This is a genomic window from Myxococcus sp. CA005 (assembly GCF_006518205.1).
GTDB classification, from domain to species: domain Bacteria; phylum Myxococcota; class Myxococcia; order Myxococcales; family Myxococcaceae; genus Myxococcus; species Myxococcus xanthus.
In genome coordinates, this window is record NZ_SRLV01000039.1 from 59,774 (window position 1) to 74,414 (window position 14,641).

14 protein-coding genes are annotated in these 14,641 nt (G+C 71.7%); 9 read left to right on the forward strand and 5 right to left on the reverse strand.

Features of this window, described 5'->3' with window-relative positions:
- Positions 1-2: 2 nt before the first annotated feature.
- Both FMQ63_RS18800 and FMQ63_RS18805 read right to left on the reverse strand, forming a co-directional pair.
- Positions 3-755, reverse strand: a complete 753-nt coding sequence (locus FMQ63_RS18800; protein WP_011557076.1) for an enoyl-CoA hydratase — start codon at positions 753-755, stop codon at positions 3-5.
- A gap of 135 nt (positions 756-890) precedes the next feature.
- On the reverse strand, positions 891-1,796 hold the full coding sequence (locus FMQ63_RS18805) for a ribose-phosphate pyrophosphokinase (RefSeq protein WP_011557075.1): 906 nt from the start codon (positions 1,794-1,796) through the stop codon (positions 891-893).
- A gap of 135 nt (positions 1,797-1,931) precedes the next feature.
- Here FMQ63_RS18805 and FMQ63_RS38025 point away from each other — a divergent pair, with 135 nt between their 5' ends.
- The 5 genes from FMQ63_RS38025 to orn are packed head-to-tail and all read left to right on the forward strand — an operon-like array spanning position 1,932 to position 5,612.
- Positions 1,932-2,615, forward strand: coding sequence for a phosphoribosyltransferase (locus tag FMQ63_RS38025; protein ID WP_011557074.1), 684 nt, complete (start codon positions 1,932-1,934; stop codon positions 2,613-2,615).
- A gap of 25 nt (positions 2,616-2,640) precedes the next feature.
- Entirely contained in the window at positions 2,641-3,333 is a 693-nt protein-coding gene (locus FMQ63_RS38030) for a dienelactone hydrolase family protein (protein ID WP_011557073.1), read from the forward strand.
- Positions 3,330-3,821 carry an archease gene (locus tag FMQ63_RS18820; RefSeq protein ID WP_020478062.1) on the forward strand — a complete coding sequence of 164 codons (492 nt, stop codon included), beginning with the start codon at positions 3,330-3,332 and terminating at the stop codon, positions 3,819-3,821. Before FMQ63_RS38030 ends, FMQ63_RS18820 begins: the two co-directional genes overlap by 4 nt.
- Positions 3,822-3,824: 3 nt before the next feature.
- Positions 3,825-5,021, forward strand: coding sequence for a bifunctional alpha/beta hydrolase/OsmC family protein (locus FMQ63_RS18825; protein ID WP_011557071.1), 1,197 nt, complete (start codon positions 3,825-3,827; stop codon positions 5,019-5,021).
- 39 nt (positions 5,022-5,060) lie between these two features.
- Positions 5,061-5,612 carry an oligoribonuclease gene (gene orn, locus FMQ63_RS18830; protein ID WP_011557070.1) on the forward strand — a complete coding sequence of 184 codons (552 nt, stop codon included), beginning with the start codon at positions 5,061-5,063 and terminating at the stop codon, positions 5,610-5,612.
- Here the strand turns inward: orn and FMQ63_RS18835 are convergent.
- The 3 genes from FMQ63_RS18835 to FMQ63_RS18845 all read right to left on the reverse strand — a co-directional run bounded on the left by FMQ63_RS18835 (position 5,609) and on the right by FMQ63_RS18845 (position 9,179).
- Entirely contained in the window at positions 5,609-5,977 is a 369-nt protein-coding gene (locus FMQ63_RS18835) for a response regulator (RefSeq protein ID WP_011557069.1), read from the reverse strand. The two genes, orn and FMQ63_RS18835, sit on opposite strands and share 4 nt — an antisense overlap.
- Complete coding sequence (locus tag FMQ63_RS18840; protein ID WP_011557068.1) at positions 5,974-7,518, reverse strand: ATPase domain-containing protein; 1,545 nt, start codon at positions 7,516-7,518, stop codon at positions 5,974-5,976. Before FMQ63_RS18840 ends, FMQ63_RS18835 begins: the two co-directional genes overlap by 4 nt.
- Before the next feature lie 101 nt (positions 7,519-7,619).
- Positions 7,620-9,179 carry an AMP-binding protein gene (locus FMQ63_RS18845; RefSeq protein WP_011557067.1) on the reverse strand — a complete coding sequence of 520 codons (1,560 nt, stop codon included), beginning with the start codon at positions 9,177-9,179 and terminating at the stop codon, positions 7,620-7,622.
- A gap of 182 nt (positions 9,180-9,361) precedes the next feature.
- On the opposite strand from FMQ63_RS18845, the gene FMQ63_RS18850 reads away from it, so the two are divergent.
- Genes FMQ63_RS18850 through FMQ63_RS18865 form a run of 4 tightly spaced genes read left to right on the forward strand, consistent with a single transcriptional unit; the run spans position 9,362 to position 14,539 of the window.
- Positions 9,362-10,606, forward strand: a complete 1,245-nt coding sequence (locus tag FMQ63_RS18850; protein ID WP_011557066.1) for an HlyD family secretion protein — start codon at positions 9,362-9,364, stop codon at positions 10,604-10,606.
- Positions 10,603-13,035, forward strand: coding sequence for an ABC transporter permease (locus tag FMQ63_RS18855; protein ID WP_020478063.1), 2,433 nt, complete (start codon positions 10,603-10,605; stop codon positions 13,033-13,035). Before FMQ63_RS18850 ends, FMQ63_RS18855 begins: the two co-directional genes overlap by 4 nt.
- A 57-nt stretch (positions 13,036-13,092) precedes the next feature.
- Positions 13,093-13,854 (forward strand): ABC transporter ATP-binding protein, encoded by a 762-nt coding sequence (locus tag FMQ63_RS18860; protein WP_020478064.1) that lies wholly within the window; start codon positions 13,093-13,095, stop codon positions 13,852-13,854.
- Positions 13,855-13,861: 7 nt separating this feature from the next.
- A complete protein-coding gene (locus tag FMQ63_RS18865; protein WP_011557063.1) occupies positions 13,862-14,539 on the forward strand; it encodes an ABC transporter ATP-binding protein in 678 nt (225 codons plus the stop codon).
- The last annotated feature ends 102 nt before the right edge of the window (positions 14,540-14,641 follow it).

Genomic DNA, 14,641 nt, shown 5'->3' on the forward strand with positions numbered 1-14,641 from the left:
CCCTACTTCCGGCCGCGGGACATGAAGGACATGAAGGCTTCCTGCGCCTCGGTGGACTGGAGGCGCTGGATGAACTCACCGCCCTCGCGGGCCAGCGTCTCGCGAATCTGGGCGCGCAGGGGCTCGCGAATCAGCCGCTTCGTCACGCGCACCGCCTCCGCCGGGCGGGAGGCCAGTGTGGCGGCGCGCTCGGTGGCCACCTGCTGGAGGCTGGCGTCCGGCACCACCTTGTTGATGAGGCCCGCGCGCAGCGCCGTGGCCGCGTCGAAGGGCTCGCCGAAGAGCAGCAGCTCGCTGGCCAGCGCGAAGCCCGCCGTCCTGGGGATGAGCAGGCTGCTGGCGCCCTCCGCGCACAGCCCCAACTGGACGAAGGGCATGTGGAAGCGCGCGCGCTCGCTGGCCACCACGTAGTCACAGTGCAGCAGCATCGTCGTGCCGATGCCCACCGCCGGGCCGTCCACCGCCGCCAGAATCGGCTTGTCCGCGTCCACCAGCGCTCGCAGGAAGCGGAACACGGCGCTGTCCTCGCCCGCGGGCGGGTGCTCCATGAAGTCGCCAATGTCGTTGCCGGCGGTGAAGACGTTGCCCGCGCCGGTGAGCAGCACCGCGCGCACGTCGACGTTGCCCTCCGCGTCCTTCAGCGCGCGGGTGGCCGCCTCGTACATGGCATGCGTGAAGGCGTTCTTCTTCTCGGGCCGGTTGAAGGTGAGGGTGAGGACCCCCGAGTCGAGCTTCGTCAGCAGCGTGTCGGACATGGTGCCGGGGAGCCTAACCGACTCCGTGCGTTGGGGCGGGAGAATGGCACCCCGCGCCCTGGCTCGCGATGCTGCCGAGGCGTCCAGGCCCCCTCGGTCGGGCAGGGCCTGGGCGCGGGAAGTGTCCGCTGGTCGTCAGGGCCGCAGGGCCCGGGCCACCAGGGGCGCGAGCGTCACCACCTGGTGCTGGAACGGCAGCCCCAGGACAGGCTCCACGCTGTCGGTGCTCACCAGCCGGGTGAGCGGCAAGGTGCGCAGGCGCTCCACGGCGGGGCCCACCAGCAGGGCGTGGGTCGTCGCCACCGTGAAGTCCTCCGTGCAGCCCGCGTCGCGCAGGGTGCCCGCGGCGGCGGCCAGGGTGCCACCGGTGGACACCATGTCATCCACCAGAATCGGGCGGCGTCCCCGCACCTCGCCCATCAGCCCGCTGGCGTGGACCTCGTCTCCGCTCAGCCGCACCTTGTGAATCACCGCCCACGGCCGGTTCAGCAGCCGCGCCAGGGCCTCCGCGCGCTTCACCGCGCCCAGGTCCGGCGCCACCACCACGGAGGTGTCGGTGACGTGCTCGCGGAGCGCTTCCGCCAGCAACGGCAGCGAGGTGAGGTGCTCCAGCGGCGCGCCGAAGCAGCCTTCCAGCGCGGGGCTGTGCAGGTCCACCACCAGCACGCGCGCGAAGCGGCCCTGTGACAGCAGGTCTGCCACCAGCCGGCCGCCCAGGGGCTCCCCTGGCCTGGCGCGCCGGTCCTGCCGCGCGTAGCCCAGGTAGGGCACCACGGCTTCCAGGCGGGCGGCCCCCATGCGCCAGCACGCGTCCGCCATCAGCAGCAACTCCAGCAGGTGCTCACCCGCGGGGGGCGTCGTGGACTGCACCAGGATGACGGTGCGGCCTCGCACCTGCTCGGGCACCTCGACGTGCATTTCCCCATCGGGGAAACGCTCGAAGTGGCAGTCAGCGGGCGCTACGCCCAGGGCTTGCCCGAGCGCGCGTCCCAGGTGGGGGCTCGCCGTGCCAACAAGGAGGACAGGGTCCATGGGCCGCACCCTAGCGCGCCTGCCGGTCGGACGGTGCGTCCCCGGCGGTCCCCCCGCGAGCCTCCCTCCGGGACGGCCCTCGCATGGCCCTCCGCCGCCAGTCGCGCGCCCCGTGACTTCCTTGTGGGAAGGAGGAAGGACGCAATGCGCTTTCGGGACCGAGCAGATGCGGGCCGCCGGCTGGCGGCGCGGCTGTTGCCCTACCGGGGTGGCGAGGTGCGTGTGCTGGGCCTGGCGCGAGGCGGGCTCCGGGTGGCGTACGAGGTGGCCCACGCATTGGAGGCGCCACTGGACGTCTGGGTCTCCCGCCGCATTGACGTGCCGGGCCGGATGACGGTGCTGGGCGCGGTGTCGGAAGGGGGCGGCATCTACCTGGACCAGGACGCGCTGCGGGGCCTGGGCCTGCCGGAGGTGGAGGCCCGGAGCCTGGCGCGGGCGGAGGCTTCGGAAGTGGACAATCAGGTCCAGCGGCTGCGGGGCACCTCGGAGCCCGCGATGGGGGGCTTCACGGTGCTGCTGGTGGATGACGGGCTGGTGTCGGGCGCCACGGCCATGGCCGCGCTCCAGGTGCTGCGGCGGCAACACCCGGCTCGGCTGGTGCTGGGCGTCCCCGTGGGGACCCCGCATGGGCTGGCCCGGGTGCGGCCGGAAGCGGACGCGGTGCATTGCGTGGAGGTGCTGCCCGCGATGCGTGACGTGTCGGAGGCCTACGACGACTACCGGCCGTTGCCGGACGTGGAGCTGCGGCAGTTGCTCGTGCGCGCCCGGGAGCCCGTGCAGCCGCGCGAGGTCCTCGAGTCCACGGACCTGGGCGGCTTCTGGATGTGACGCGAGACAAGGAGGCACGGACGACATGTGGCAGGAAGGAAATACGGACCCGGACATCCGGGAGGTGCAGGTCCAGGTGGGCGACGTGGTGCTGGGGGGCAGCCTGGGCATCCCGGACGGCGCGCGAGGTCTGGTCATCTTCGCCCATGGCAGCGGCAGCAGCCGCTTCAGTCCCCGCAACCGCGCGGTGGCGCGTGCGCTGCGCGCGCAGGGGCTGGCCACGCTGCTGTTCGACCTGCTGAGCGAAGTGGAGGAGGTGAAGGACGCGCGCACCGGGGAGTTGCGCTTCGACATCCCGTTCCTCGCCCGGCGGTTGGCGGCGGTGACGGAATGGGCGCAGCGGCAGCCGGCGCTGGCCGTGCTGCGCATGGGCTACTTCGGCTCCAGCACCGGCGCCGCGGCGGCGCTCGTCGCGGCGGCCCTGCATCCGGACCTCATCCACGCGGTGGTGTCGCGCGGCGGGCGGCCCGACCTGGCCGGACCGGTGTTGCCCCGCGTGCAGGCGCCCACACTGCTGCTCGTCGGTGGGCAGGACGTGGGCGTGCTGGAGCTGAACGAGGCGTCACTCGCGCGGATGGAGGGCCTGAAGGGCATCCACATCATCCCGGGGGCCACGCACCTCTTCGAGGAGCCCGGCGCGCTGGAGCAGGTGGCCCGCCAGGCCGCCGCGTGGTTCCTCCGCTTCCTCGGCGGCGTCGGCGCGGAGGCGCGTGCGTGAATCTGGCGTCGGGACACACCAACGAAGGAGGCGTCATGGAGACGGGGCAGGCGTCGGCGGCGCGCGAGGCGATGCCTCGGTGGGAGCACCTCACCCGCGGCTCGCAGCGCGTGGTGCGGGGACAGGGGCGCTCGCTGGAAGAGGCCTTCGAGCAGGCCGCGGTGGCGTTGTGCGCGCTGGTGGTGGACCCCGCCTCGGTGGAGGTGCGCGAGGAGGTGGAGCTGGTGTGCGAGGCGACGGCGCCGGAGCGGCTGCTGGCGGACTGGCTGCGCGCCATCGTCCACAAGATGGCGGCGCGCCGCCTGTGTTTCCGGTGCTTCGCGGTGCGCATGGACGGCACGCGCCTCTTCGGCCACGCCTTCGGTGAGCCGTTGGACCGGGAGCGCCACCCCTTCGCGCGAGACGTGCGGGGCGTGTCGCTGGTGGACACGCGTGTGTCCCAGGGCGCGGATGGCCTGTGGACGGCTGAGTGCGAAGTGGAGCTGTGACGCATGGGCGCGCGGGACGTGGCGCTGCGAGGCGCGGAGGGCTCGGTGGTGACGGCGCGGCTGGACCTGCCACCCGGCAGGCCCGTGGCCAGCGCGGTGCGGGTGGGGTGCTTCGCGTGCCTGGGGCCATCACCGGCACCTTCCCGGCTGGCCCATGCGCTGGTGGCCCGCGGCTTCGCGGTGCTGTCGCTGGACTTCACCGCGCCCGCGGCTGCCGGACCGCGGCCGGACACGGTGCCTTCGGTGGAGGCGGTGGAGGCCGCGGCGGCGTGGCTTCGGGAGCGCTACCCCCCGGTGCGCCTGCTGGTGGGGCACAGTCTTGGTGGCACGGCGGCGGCCGCGGCGCTGCCCCGGCTTTCGGAGGTGGCCGCGCTGGCGCTGGTGAATGCGCCGGTGGGCGGTGGACCGTTGCTCGAACGGCTGTCTTCCACCGCGCGGGAGGCGGGTGAGGGTGAGCTCGACTTCGGGCCGGGCCGTCTGCGCCTCACGCGCCGCTTCCTCCAGGACATCGACGAGGCGCACCTGCGGCGGGCGCTGAACGCCTTTCCGGGCGAGCTGCTGGTGCTGCATGCGCCGGCGGACCGGTACGTGCCGCTCGAGCACGCCCGGCGGTGGATGGCCATGGCCCGCCGTCCGGCCAGTCTGATGCTGCTGGAGGGCGCGGACCACTTCCTGTCCCACGACGCGGACGCGGGCCATGCCGCCGACGTGCTGGGGGTGTGGGCCGCGCGGCAGGTGACACCGGTGCGGGAGCGTGAGGCGCCCCTGCCCCCGGGCGTGGTGGAGGTCCACGAGGCGGGGGAGGGCCGCTTCGCCCAGGACATCCGCGTGGGGGCGCACCGGCTGCGCTCGGATGAGCCGCTGTCGGTGGGCGGCGAGGACACCGGCCCCACGCCCTACGGGCTGCTGACGGCCGCGCTGGGGGCGTGCACCGCGATGACGCTGCGGCTCTACGCGGCGCGCAAGGGCTGGCCGCTGGAGCATGTCCACGTGCGGCTGAGCCACGAGAAGGTGCACGCGAAGGCGTGCGAGGAGTGCGAGACGAAGGACGGGAAGATGGACCGGCTGCAACGTACGGTGAAGTTGGAGGGCCCGCTGACGGACGCGCAGCGCGCGACGCTGGTGGCCATCGCGGACCGCTGCCCGGTGCACCGGACGCTGGCTTCGGATGTGGATGTCCATACGGACGTGGAGCAATGAGCGCCCCGGGCACACGCACGGGCTGGTAGGGTCCGCCGCATGATTTCGAGTGAGCAGCGCTTCGTGTGGCTGGACCTGGAGATGACCGGGTTGGACCCGGAGACGTGTTCCATCATCGAGGTGGGCGTCATCATCACCGGTCCGGATTTGCGGCCCATCGCGGAGATTGAGCGCGTCATCTGGCAGCCGGAGGAGGTGCTCCTGCGCATGGAGCCCGTCGTCCGGGAGATGCACACCCGCAACGAGCTCCTGGAGAAGGTGCGTGCCTCCAACACCTCGCTGCGCGTGGCGGAGCGGGATGTCATGGCGCTCGTCACCGAGCACTGCGCCCTGGGCGAGGGCATCCTCGCCGGCAACTCCATCCACACCGACCGGCGCTTCCTCATCCGCTACATGCCGCTGCTGGAGCGCTACCTGCACTACCGCATGGTGGACGTGACGAGCCTCAAGGTGTTGACGCGCGCCTGGTATCCGAACCTGGTGGAGCCGCGCAAGGCGCCCAGCGGGCACACCGCCCTGGCGGACGTGCGCGCCAGCATCTCGGAGTTGCAGTACTACCGCGACACCCTCTTTCGCGGGACGCCGGCCTAGGCGTTGGGCTGGGGCTCGACGAGCAGCTCGGCGATGGTGTCGAGCAGCACGTCCAGTTCGAAGGGCTTGGCGAGGAAGCGCGCGCTGGAGCGGCGCTCCTCGTCGGAGATGCGGCCGGCGCTCATCACCACCACGGGGATGTCTCGCAGGCCGTCGTCCTCGCGCATGCGGCGCAGCATCTCCCGGCCGTCCATGACGGGCATCATCAAGTCCAGCAGCACCAGGTCCGGCTTCGCGTCCGCCATGCGGTGCAGGCCTTCGGCGCCGTTGAAGGCGGTGTCGACGTCGTAGCCCTCCACGGACAGGATGTCCTGGAGCGCCTCGACGATGGCCAGCTCGTCGTCCACGATGAGAAGCCGCTTCATACGCCACGCCCCCCACGCCGGGATGGCTTGCCGCGCCGGACCGGTTTGCTCCCTGTCTTGCGTTTCGGCTTCCGCGGGGGCGCCGCGTGGGACGGGGCCTGCCCGTTGAAGAGGGCCTCCGCGCTCTCGCTGTCCGCCGCGACTTCGATGCCCCGAGGCGTCATGGAGAACAGTCGCTGGGCCGTGTCGTGGTCGCTCTCCCGCGCCTTCAACACGGAGAGCACGCGGTAGTTCCGCGAGCGCAGCGCCACCATCCGCAGCACCAGGACGTTGTCGACGAGCGCCTCCACGTCCGGCCGCGCGTCCGCCTCCGGTGTGGCGAGCGCGCGCGTCTGCTGGAGGACCAGCGGGGTGACGCCCAGGTTGAGCAGTTCGTGCATGAGGGCGGCGAGGAATTGGGGCGTGCGCTCGGAGTCCGTGAGTTCCTGACAGAAGGACTCCAGTCCGTCCAGCACCAGCCGCTGGATGCCGTGTTGTTTCACCCACCCGAACAGCTCCTCGGCCAGCGCGTCCGGTTGCGTCTCCGCCGCCACGCGCGACACCAGGTGGACCCGGCCCGCTTCCACGTGCGCGCCCAATTCCAGCCCCAGCCGCTCCGCCTTGTGGACCAGCCGGGCCGGCGGCTCCACGAAGCCGAGGTACAGCCCGGGCTCTTGCCGGCGTGCGCCCTCCGCCAGGAAGTGCAGCCCCAACTGCGTTTTGCCGCAGCCGGGCGGGCCCGCCACCAGCGTGGACGAATCCCGCACCAGGCCGCCGGAGAGCATCTCGTCCAGCGCGGGGATGCCGAAGGTGAGCCGCGCGTCCGTCGAGGGCGTGCGCGTGGGCAGCCGCGTGTAGAGGGCTTCGATGCGGGGATGGATGGACAGGCCGTTGTCGGAAATCTCGAAGCCGTGACGGCCGGGGACCTGGGGTCCGCCGCGGAACTTCGTCACCTCGGCCAGGCGCACCGACTTCACGCCCACGCGCTCCTGGGCCAGGGCGACGACGCCGTCCACCATGGCGTAGCGTGGGTCGGACGGGTCGCCGCGCTGCCCGGTGAGCAGCAGCGTGGTGCAGCCCGCGAGCGCGTTGTGGACGCAGAGGCCGTGGAGGAACTCCCGGAAGCTCAGCGGGTCCTCGGAGCGCTCCTCCATGGCCACCAGGCCGTCCACCACCAGCACCGTGGCGCCGTGCTCGCGCACCGCGCGGAAGATGAGCTTGCTGAGGCCCGCCAGCCCTTCCGCCTTGAGGGCGGCGGATCCGCTTTCGTAGCTCAGCGCGCGGCCGACCTCTTCCGCGTGGAAGAAGCGCATGCTCCGCAAGTGCAGCATCATCCGCGCGTGGGATTCCCCCAGCACCGTGAGGTAGATGGCACGGCCACCCTGGGCCACGGTGGCGAAGCAGAACTGGTTGCCGAGGATGGTCTTCCCCGTCCCCGGTGCCCCCGTGATGATGTACGTGCCTCCGCGAAGAAAGCCGCCGCGCAGGAGCGCGTCCAGCCCTGGCACGCCGCTGGGAACCCGCGCGTCGGGTTCGTCCGGCCGCTCAGAGGTGTCCGTCACACGATGCTCCTTCCGTCCTGGGCGCGAACCCTAGGCCAGCAAGGTGCCCACGCCATGCAATTGCGCGGCGTCTGTTCGGAACCGTGCGGTGGACGCGCGACTCATCGCGTGCCAGGTGGCACCAGTGCCGCCCGGAGGAGGTGCTTCTGCACCTTGCCCAACGCATTGCGCGGCAGCGCATCCGTGAAGACGACCTGGCGCGGCTTCTTGAAGCTGGCGAGCCGGTCCTTGCACCAGTCCACCAGGGACTGGGACTCCGGCGGGGTCGCCCCGGGGTGAGGCACCACCACGGCCACCACCTGCTCGCCCAGGTCCGCGTCCGGCAGGCCCAGCACCGCGACCTCCGCGACGCCCGGGTGCATGGCGAGCACCTCCTCCACCTCGCGCGGGTACACGTTGAAGCCGCCGCTGATGATGAGCTCGCGCGCCCGCCCGGTGATGCGCAGGTAGCCGTCCGCGTCCACATCCCCCAGGTCGCCCGTGCGGAACCACCCGTCCGCGTCGAAGGACTCGGCGGTGGCGTCCTGACGGCGCCAGTATCCGGCGAAGACGTGAGGGCCCCGGACCTCGATTTCCCCCGTCTCACCGCACGGTTGAGGTTGGCGCGTGCGCACGTCCACCACGCGGGCCTCCTGGCCGGGGTAGGGGAAGCCCACCGTTCCGGAGCGGCGCTCGCCCTCGTAGGGGTTGGTGGTGTTCATGATGGTCTCCGTCATCCCGTAGCGCTCCAGGATGCGGGCGCCCAGCTCCGCTTCGATGTCCGCGAAGAGCTGGGGACTGAGCGGCGCCGAGCCGGACACCCACAGGCGCAGCGCGCGCGGCTTCACACGTGACGCGCGGGCTTCCTCCAGCAGGCGGCTGTACATGGTGGGCACGCCGAAGAACATCGTAAGCGAGGCGTCATCGCGCAGCGCGGTCAGGGACTCGGCGGCGTTGAAGCGGCGGCGCAGGTCCGCGCTGGCGCCGGTGAACAGCGTGCCGTGCAGGCCCACCATCAGGCCGTGGGTGTGGAACAGCGGCAGGGTGAGCAGCAGCCGGTCCTGCTCCGTCCACCGCCACGCCTCGGTGACGGCCCGCACGTTGGCCAGCAGGTTGCGGTGCAGCAGCATGGCGCCCTTGGAGCGGCCGGTGGTGCCAGAGGTGTAGCCCAGCACCGCCAGGTCCTCCGGACGCGGCATCACCAGCGGCGCGGTGGCGGAGGTGCCCTCCGCGAGCAGCGTGTCGAAGGGGACCTCCGTGAGCGACTCGGGCAGCGCGGTGGTGGGGCGCTCCACGGTGATGAGCCACTGGAGCGAGGGCAGTTGGGCCCGCAGCGGCACCAGCTCCGCGGCGCCCGCCGCGCCGGTGACGCAGCCGCAGACTTCCGCGTCGGACAGGATGTGGGCCAGCTCCACCTGCCGGTAGGCGGTGTTGACCAGCACCACCACGCCGCCCGCGGCCTGCACACCCAGGTAGGTGATGGCGAAGCGGGCGCTGTTCTCCAGGAAGAGCGCCACCCGCTCCCCCGGCTGGAGCCCGCGCTGCTTGAGGCCCCGGGCGAAGGCCGTGACGTGCGTGGCGAACTGTCCGTAGGTGAAGCGCTCCTGCTCGAACGTCAGCAGGGGCCGCTCGGGCGCGCGGTGTGCATGGTCCAGGAACACTTCGAGAAGGGAGGCCGACATGGGCGCGCACCTTAGCGCTGGCGCCCCCAGGGGCCTCCACCCCCTTCCTGCCGCTGTCCGCTTCTGGGACGGCACTTTCCGCAAGTGGGCACGGCCTCCGCGAGGCAGTCCTTCATCCCGAGTAATTCCAGGGGGTTGGCGTGGATATTGGCTTTGGCACGAGCCTCGCTCTGGGCAGGGGCGTGGACATTCCCAAAGCCAAGAAGCCGCGTCGCAAGCCCTGGGTGCTCGCCATCGGTGGAGCCTGCGTGCTCCTGCTGGTGACAGTGGGCCTGTCACGGCTGCGCCCGGCGGCGCCCACGGTGGAGCGGGCCTCGGTGTGGTTGGACACGGTGAAGCGCGGACCCATGGTGCGCCAGGTGAAGGGCGCGGGCACGCTGGTGCCGGAGTACATCCGCTGGCTCACCGCGGACACGGCGGGCCGGGTGGAGCGCATCCACGTGCGACCTGGGGCCACGGTGACGGCGGACACGCTCCTGTTGGAGCTGTCGAACCCGGACGTGCAGCTCCAGGCCTTGGAGGCCGAGCGTCAACTGGCCAGCGTGGAGGCCGACCTCATCCAGGTGCGCATGGAGCTGGAGACGCAGCGGCTGGCCCAGGAGGCCATGGTGGCGGCGCTCATCAACGAGTCCGCCGAGGCGGGACGGCGCTCCGACGCGAACGAGGCCCTTCACCAGAAGGCACATATCGGCGACCTGGAGATGCAGCAGGCGCGCGAGAAGGCCGCGGAGCTGAGCCGTCGCCTGGAGCTGGAGCGCAAGAAGCTCCAGGTGGTGGCGTCCAGCATGAAGGAGCAGCTCACCGCGCAGCAGGGACAGGTGGAGCGCCTGAAGGCGGTGGCCCGCTTCCGCCGCGCGCAGGTGGAGTCGATGAAGGTGCTCGCGGGTGAGGATGGCGTGCTCCAGGACCTGCCGCTGGAGCTGGGGCAGTGGGTGACGCCGGGCGTGCTGCTGGCGAAGGTGGTGAAGCCGGAGCGGCTGAAGGCGGAGCTGCGCATCGCGGAGACGCAGGCGCGCGACATCCAGCCTGGGCTGAAGGCGTTGGTGGACACCCGCAACGGCGTGGTGGAGGGCCAGGTGGCGCGGGTGGCGCCCGCGGCGAGCCAGGGCACGGTGCGCGTGGAGGTGTCGCTGCCCGCGGAGCTGCCCCGCGGCGCGCGGCCGGACTTGACGGTGGAGGGCACGGTGGAGCTGGAGCGGCTGGGCGACGTGCTGTCCGTGGGGCGCCCGGCTGGCGCGCAGCCCAATGCCACCATGGCCCTCTTCCGCTTGATGCCGGGCAGTGATGAAGCCGTCCGCGTGCCGGTGCAGTTGGGCCGGGGCTCGGTGAACGCGGTGGAGGTGCTGCAGGGCCTTCAAGAAGGTGACCAGGTGGTGTTGTCGGACATGGCCGCGTGGGACGCCGTGGAGCGGGTGCGGCTGCGATGATGGACGCACTTCGCCGTGACGTGCGGCACACGCTGCGCTCGCTGCGCCAGAGCCCCGGCTTCGCGCTGGTGGCGGTGCTCGCGCTGGCGCTGGGGATTGGCGCCAACAGCGCCGTCTTCAGCGTGGTGAACGGAGTGCTCCTCACTCCGCCGCCCTTCTCGGAGCCCGAGCGGGTGGTGCACCTCCAGGGGAACATCGCGCAAGCCGGGCTCGAGGACATCTCCCTGTCCGTGCCGGAGTACTTCGACCTGGCGACGCTGTCGCGCGCCTTCGAATCGGTGGCGGCCTACCGGGGCGGCAACCTGACGCTCACGGGCAGGGACATCCCCCAGCAGCTCGCCGCGGTGGCGGCCACACCGTCCTTCTTCGCCACGCTGGGCGTGTCGCCGGTGCTCGGCCGCGCCTTCACGGAGGCGGAGGCCGTCCAGGGGCGTGAGCGGGTGGTGGTGCTCACCGACACGGCGTGGCGCGTGCACTTCGCGCGGGACGCGCAGGTGCTGGGCCAGACGATGCAGCTCGACGGCGAGCCGTACACGGTCGTGGGCGTGTTGCCCGCGGGAGTGGCCTACCCCGCCTGGGCGGAGATGTACGTGCCCTTCGTGCCCACCGAGACACAGCGGCAGGAGGACCAGCGCGGCGCCCGGTTCCTGTCGGTGGTGGGACGGTTGAAGCCCGGCGTGACGCAGGACGCGGCGCGCACGGACCTGGCGCGCGTGGCGCTGGAGATGGAGGAGGCCGTCCCCTCGCGGTACCGGAAGGTGGGTTGGTCCTTCTCGGTGACGTCGCTGGACGAAAAGGTCGTGGGCAACGTGCGCGGCACGCTGTGGCTGTTGCTGGGCGCGGTGGGCTTCGTGCTGCTGGCGGCGTGCAGCAGCGTGGCCAACCTGCTGTTGGCCCGGATGGCGGCGCGCGGACGCGAGGTGTCCATCCGCGCCGCGCTGGGGGCGAGCCGGGGCCGGCTGGTGGCGCAGTTCCTCACCGAGAGCCTGGTGCTGTCCCTGGCGGGCGGGGTGCTGGGGATGCTGCTGGCGTTGTGGGGCACGGACGCGTTGGTGGCGCTGGTGGGAGAGGCGCTGCCTCGCGCGAGCCAGGTGCGGCTGGATGCGCGGCCGCTGGTGTTCACCATGGGCGTGAGCCTCCTCACGGGCGTGCTCTTCGGGCTCGGTCCGGCGCTGCATGGCAGCCGGGAGGATTTGAGCGTCGCCATGCGCGAGGGCAGCCGGGGCACGGAGGGCCATGGTTCGGGCCGGATGCGCGCGGGGCTGGTGGTGGGGCAGGTCGCGGTGGCGCTGGTGCTCCTGGTGGGGGCGGGGTTGTTCACCAAGAGCTTCCTGGCCCTGCGCGCGGTGGACGCGGGCTTCACGCCCGAGGGCGTGCTCACGGGCAAGCTCGTGCTGCCCTCCGCGCGCTACCCGGACGCGGCACACAAGGTGGCCTTCCAGCGGGAGCTGTTGGGGCGGCTCCAGTCGCTCCCGGGCGTGGAGGCCGTGGGGGTCACCAACCTGCTGCCGCTGGGAGGGCGCTCGGACAGCAGCTTCGACATCGAGGGACGGCCGCAGGCGCCGGATGAGGTCTGGCCCGCGGTGGAGTTCCGCTCCGTCAGCCCGGGTTATCTGCGCACGCTGCGCGTCACCCCGCGCGAGGGGCACCTCCTGGAGGGAGACGGGACGGAGGGGCCGGACGCGCCCTGGCAGGTGGTCATCAACAAGACCTTCGCGGACCTCTACTGGCCCCAGGGGGATGCGCTGGGCCAGCGGTTGAAGCTGCACTGGGACACGGCGCAGTGGACCACCGTGGTGGGCATCGTGGACGACGTGCGCGAATGGGGCCTGGATACGCCCGCGCGGCCCGCCGCGTACTACCCGGCGGCGAAGGTGCCCACGCCCTTCCTGGCGCTCGCGGTCCGGGCGAAGTCCGGCGGCAGCCCGGAGGCGCTGCGCACCGCCATCGAGGCGGAGTTGCGCGCCGTGGATGGCAACCTGGCGTTGTACGCGGTGGCGCCGCTGACGCGATTGGTGGATGAGTCCATCAGCTCCCGCCAGGTGTCGGCGCTGTTGATGGGCCTGTTCGCGGGCACGGCGCTGCTGCTGGCGGCGCTCGGCATCTCCGGCGTCATCGGCTACTCGGTGGCGCAGCGCACGCGGGAGATGGGCATCCGCATGGCGTTGGGGGCCTCGCGGACCCGCGTGCTGACGCTGGTACTGGGGCAGGGCCTGCGGCTCACCGCGCTGGGCGTGGTGCTGGGCCTGGGGCTGTCGCTGGGATTGGCGCGGCTGTTGGATGCAATGCTGTATGGGGTGGCGGCGTACGACGGGTGGACCTTCGCGGGCGTAGCGTTGCTGCTGGGCACGGTGGCCGTGCTGGCCGCCTGGCTTCCGGCGCGCCGGGCCACGCGCGTGGACCCGGCCATCGCCCTGCGAGCGGAGTAGGCCGATGGAGACTTCAGACATGACCGCGTGGAACGCGGTGGAGCGGGTGGGTCAGCGATGATGACGAACGACACGAAGACGGCTGCTTCCCCGGAAGGCGCGGTGGCGCAGGAGGACGCGGGCGCGGAGCCCGGCAAGGCGCTCATCCACCTGGACGGACTGACCAAGGTCTTCGAGACCGAGGACGTGGAGACGCACGCGCTCTCCAACATCCACCTCAACGTGCGCAAGGGCGAGTGGGTGGCGATTGTCGGCCCGTCGGGCTCGGGCAAGTCCACCTTGCTGGCGGTGCTGGGGCTGCTGGACACGGCGACGCGCGGGGCCTACCTGCTGGACGGGCGCAGCGTGTTGGACCTGTCCGCGACGGACCGGGCGCTGGTGCGCAACCGGCACATCGGCTTCATCTTCCAGAGCTTCAACCTCATCGGCGACCTGACGGTGTTCGAGAACGTGGAGCTGCCGCTGACGTACCGGGGCATGCCCGCCGCCGAGCGAAAGCAGCGGGTGGAGCGCGCGCTGGAGAAGGTGGGCATGGCGCACCGGGCCCGTCACATGCCGGGGCAGCTCTCCGGCGGTCAGCAGCAGCGCGTGGCGGTGGCGCGCGCGGTGGCGGGCGACCCGCTCATCCTCCTGGCGGACGAGCCCACGGGCAACCTGGACTCGAAGAACGGCGAGGCGGTGATGCAGCTCTTGACGGAACTCCACAAGGGCGGCGCCACCATCTGCATGGTGACGCACGACCCGGCGCACGCGCGCGTGGCCACCCGCACGGTGAGCCTCTTCGACGGCCGCATCGTCCAGGACGAACAGCGCCGCTGAGACGGACATGCCATCTCCGCTCATCTCCCTGAGGAACGTCGAGAAGTCCTACCCCCTGGCTGGCGGCCGGGCCTGGGTGCTGCGCCGCATCGACCTGGACATCCAGCCGGGCGAGTTCGTCACGCTGATGGGGCCGTCGGGCGCCGGCAAGTCCACGCTGCTATCCATCCTGGGCATGCTGGACGTGGACTGGACGGGCGAGTACCTGCTGGATGGCCAGGCGGTACATGCCATGAAGCCCAAGGCGCGCGGGGAGCTTTCCCGGCGCACCATCGGCTTCGTGTTCCAGCAGTACCACCTGCTCGACAACCTGACGGTGGCGGAGAACCTGGAGGTGCCGCTGTCCTACCGCGACCTCAAGCGCGGCGAGCGCGAGGCCCTGGTGGGCGACATGCTGGACCGCTTCCAGCTCGTGGGGAAGAAGGACCTCTTCCCCTCGCAGCTCTCCGGTGGGCAGCAGCAGCTCGTGGGCATCGCCCGGGCGCTCATCGCCAACCCCAAGGTGCTGCTGGCGGACGAGCCCACGGGCAACCTCCACTCACAGCAGGCGAAGCAAATCATGGAGGTCTTCCAGGGCCTCAACCGGGACGGCACCACCATCATCCAGGTGACGCACTCGGAGGCGAACGCCGCCTACGGCCACCGCGTCATCCAGCTCGCGGATGGTTGGTTGCAGGGCGCCTGAGGTCCCCGGCCGCCTGCAACTCCCGCGCGACCGTCGCCGGTTGTTTCTGGCACATTCCCCCTATTGGTGCTGTCTCTTATAAACATCTGACGCTGCCGACGA

Bases quoted from the DNA above. Each gene is read 5' to 3' on its own strand.
- FMQ63_RS18865 (WP_011557063.1), top strand. From the start codon at position 13,862: ATGCCATCTCCGCTCATCTCCCTGAGGAACGTCGAGAAGTCCTACCCC.
- FMQ63_RS38025 (WP_011557074.1), top strand. From the start codon at position 1,932: ATGCGCTTTCGGGACCGAGCAGATGCGGGCCGCCGGCTGGCGGCGCGG.
- FMQ63_RS38030 (WP_011557073.1), top strand. From the start codon at position 2,641: ATGTGGCAGGAAGGAAATACGGACCCGGACATCCGGGAGGTGCAGGTC.
- orn (WP_011557070.1), top strand. From the start codon at position 5,061: ATGATTTCGAGTGAGCAGCGCTTCGTGTGGCTGGACCTGGAGATGACC.
- FMQ63_RS18825 (WP_011557071.1), top strand. From the start codon at position 3,825: ATGGGCGCGCGGGACGTGGCGCTGCGAGGCGCGGAGGGCTCGGTGGTG.
- FMQ63_RS18800 (WP_011557076.1), bottom strand. From the start codon at position 755: ATGTCCGACACGCTGCTGACGAAGCTCGACTCGGGGGTCCTCACCCTC.
- FMQ63_RS18855 (WP_020478063.1), top strand. From the start codon at position 10,603: ATGATGGACGCACTTCGCCGTGACGTGCGGCACACGCTGCGCTCGCTG.
- FMQ63_RS18860 (WP_020478064.1), top strand. From the start codon at position 13,093: ATGATGACGAACGACACGAAGACGGCTGCTTCCCCGGAAGGCGCGGTG.
- FMQ63_RS18845 (WP_011557067.1), bottom strand. From the start codon at position 9,179: ATGTCGGCCTCCCTTCTCGAAGTGTTCCTGGACCATGCACACCGCGCG.
- FMQ63_RS18835 (WP_011557069.1), bottom strand. From the start codon at position 5,977: ATGAAGCGGCTTCTCATCGTGGACGACGAGCTGGCCATCGTCGAGGCG.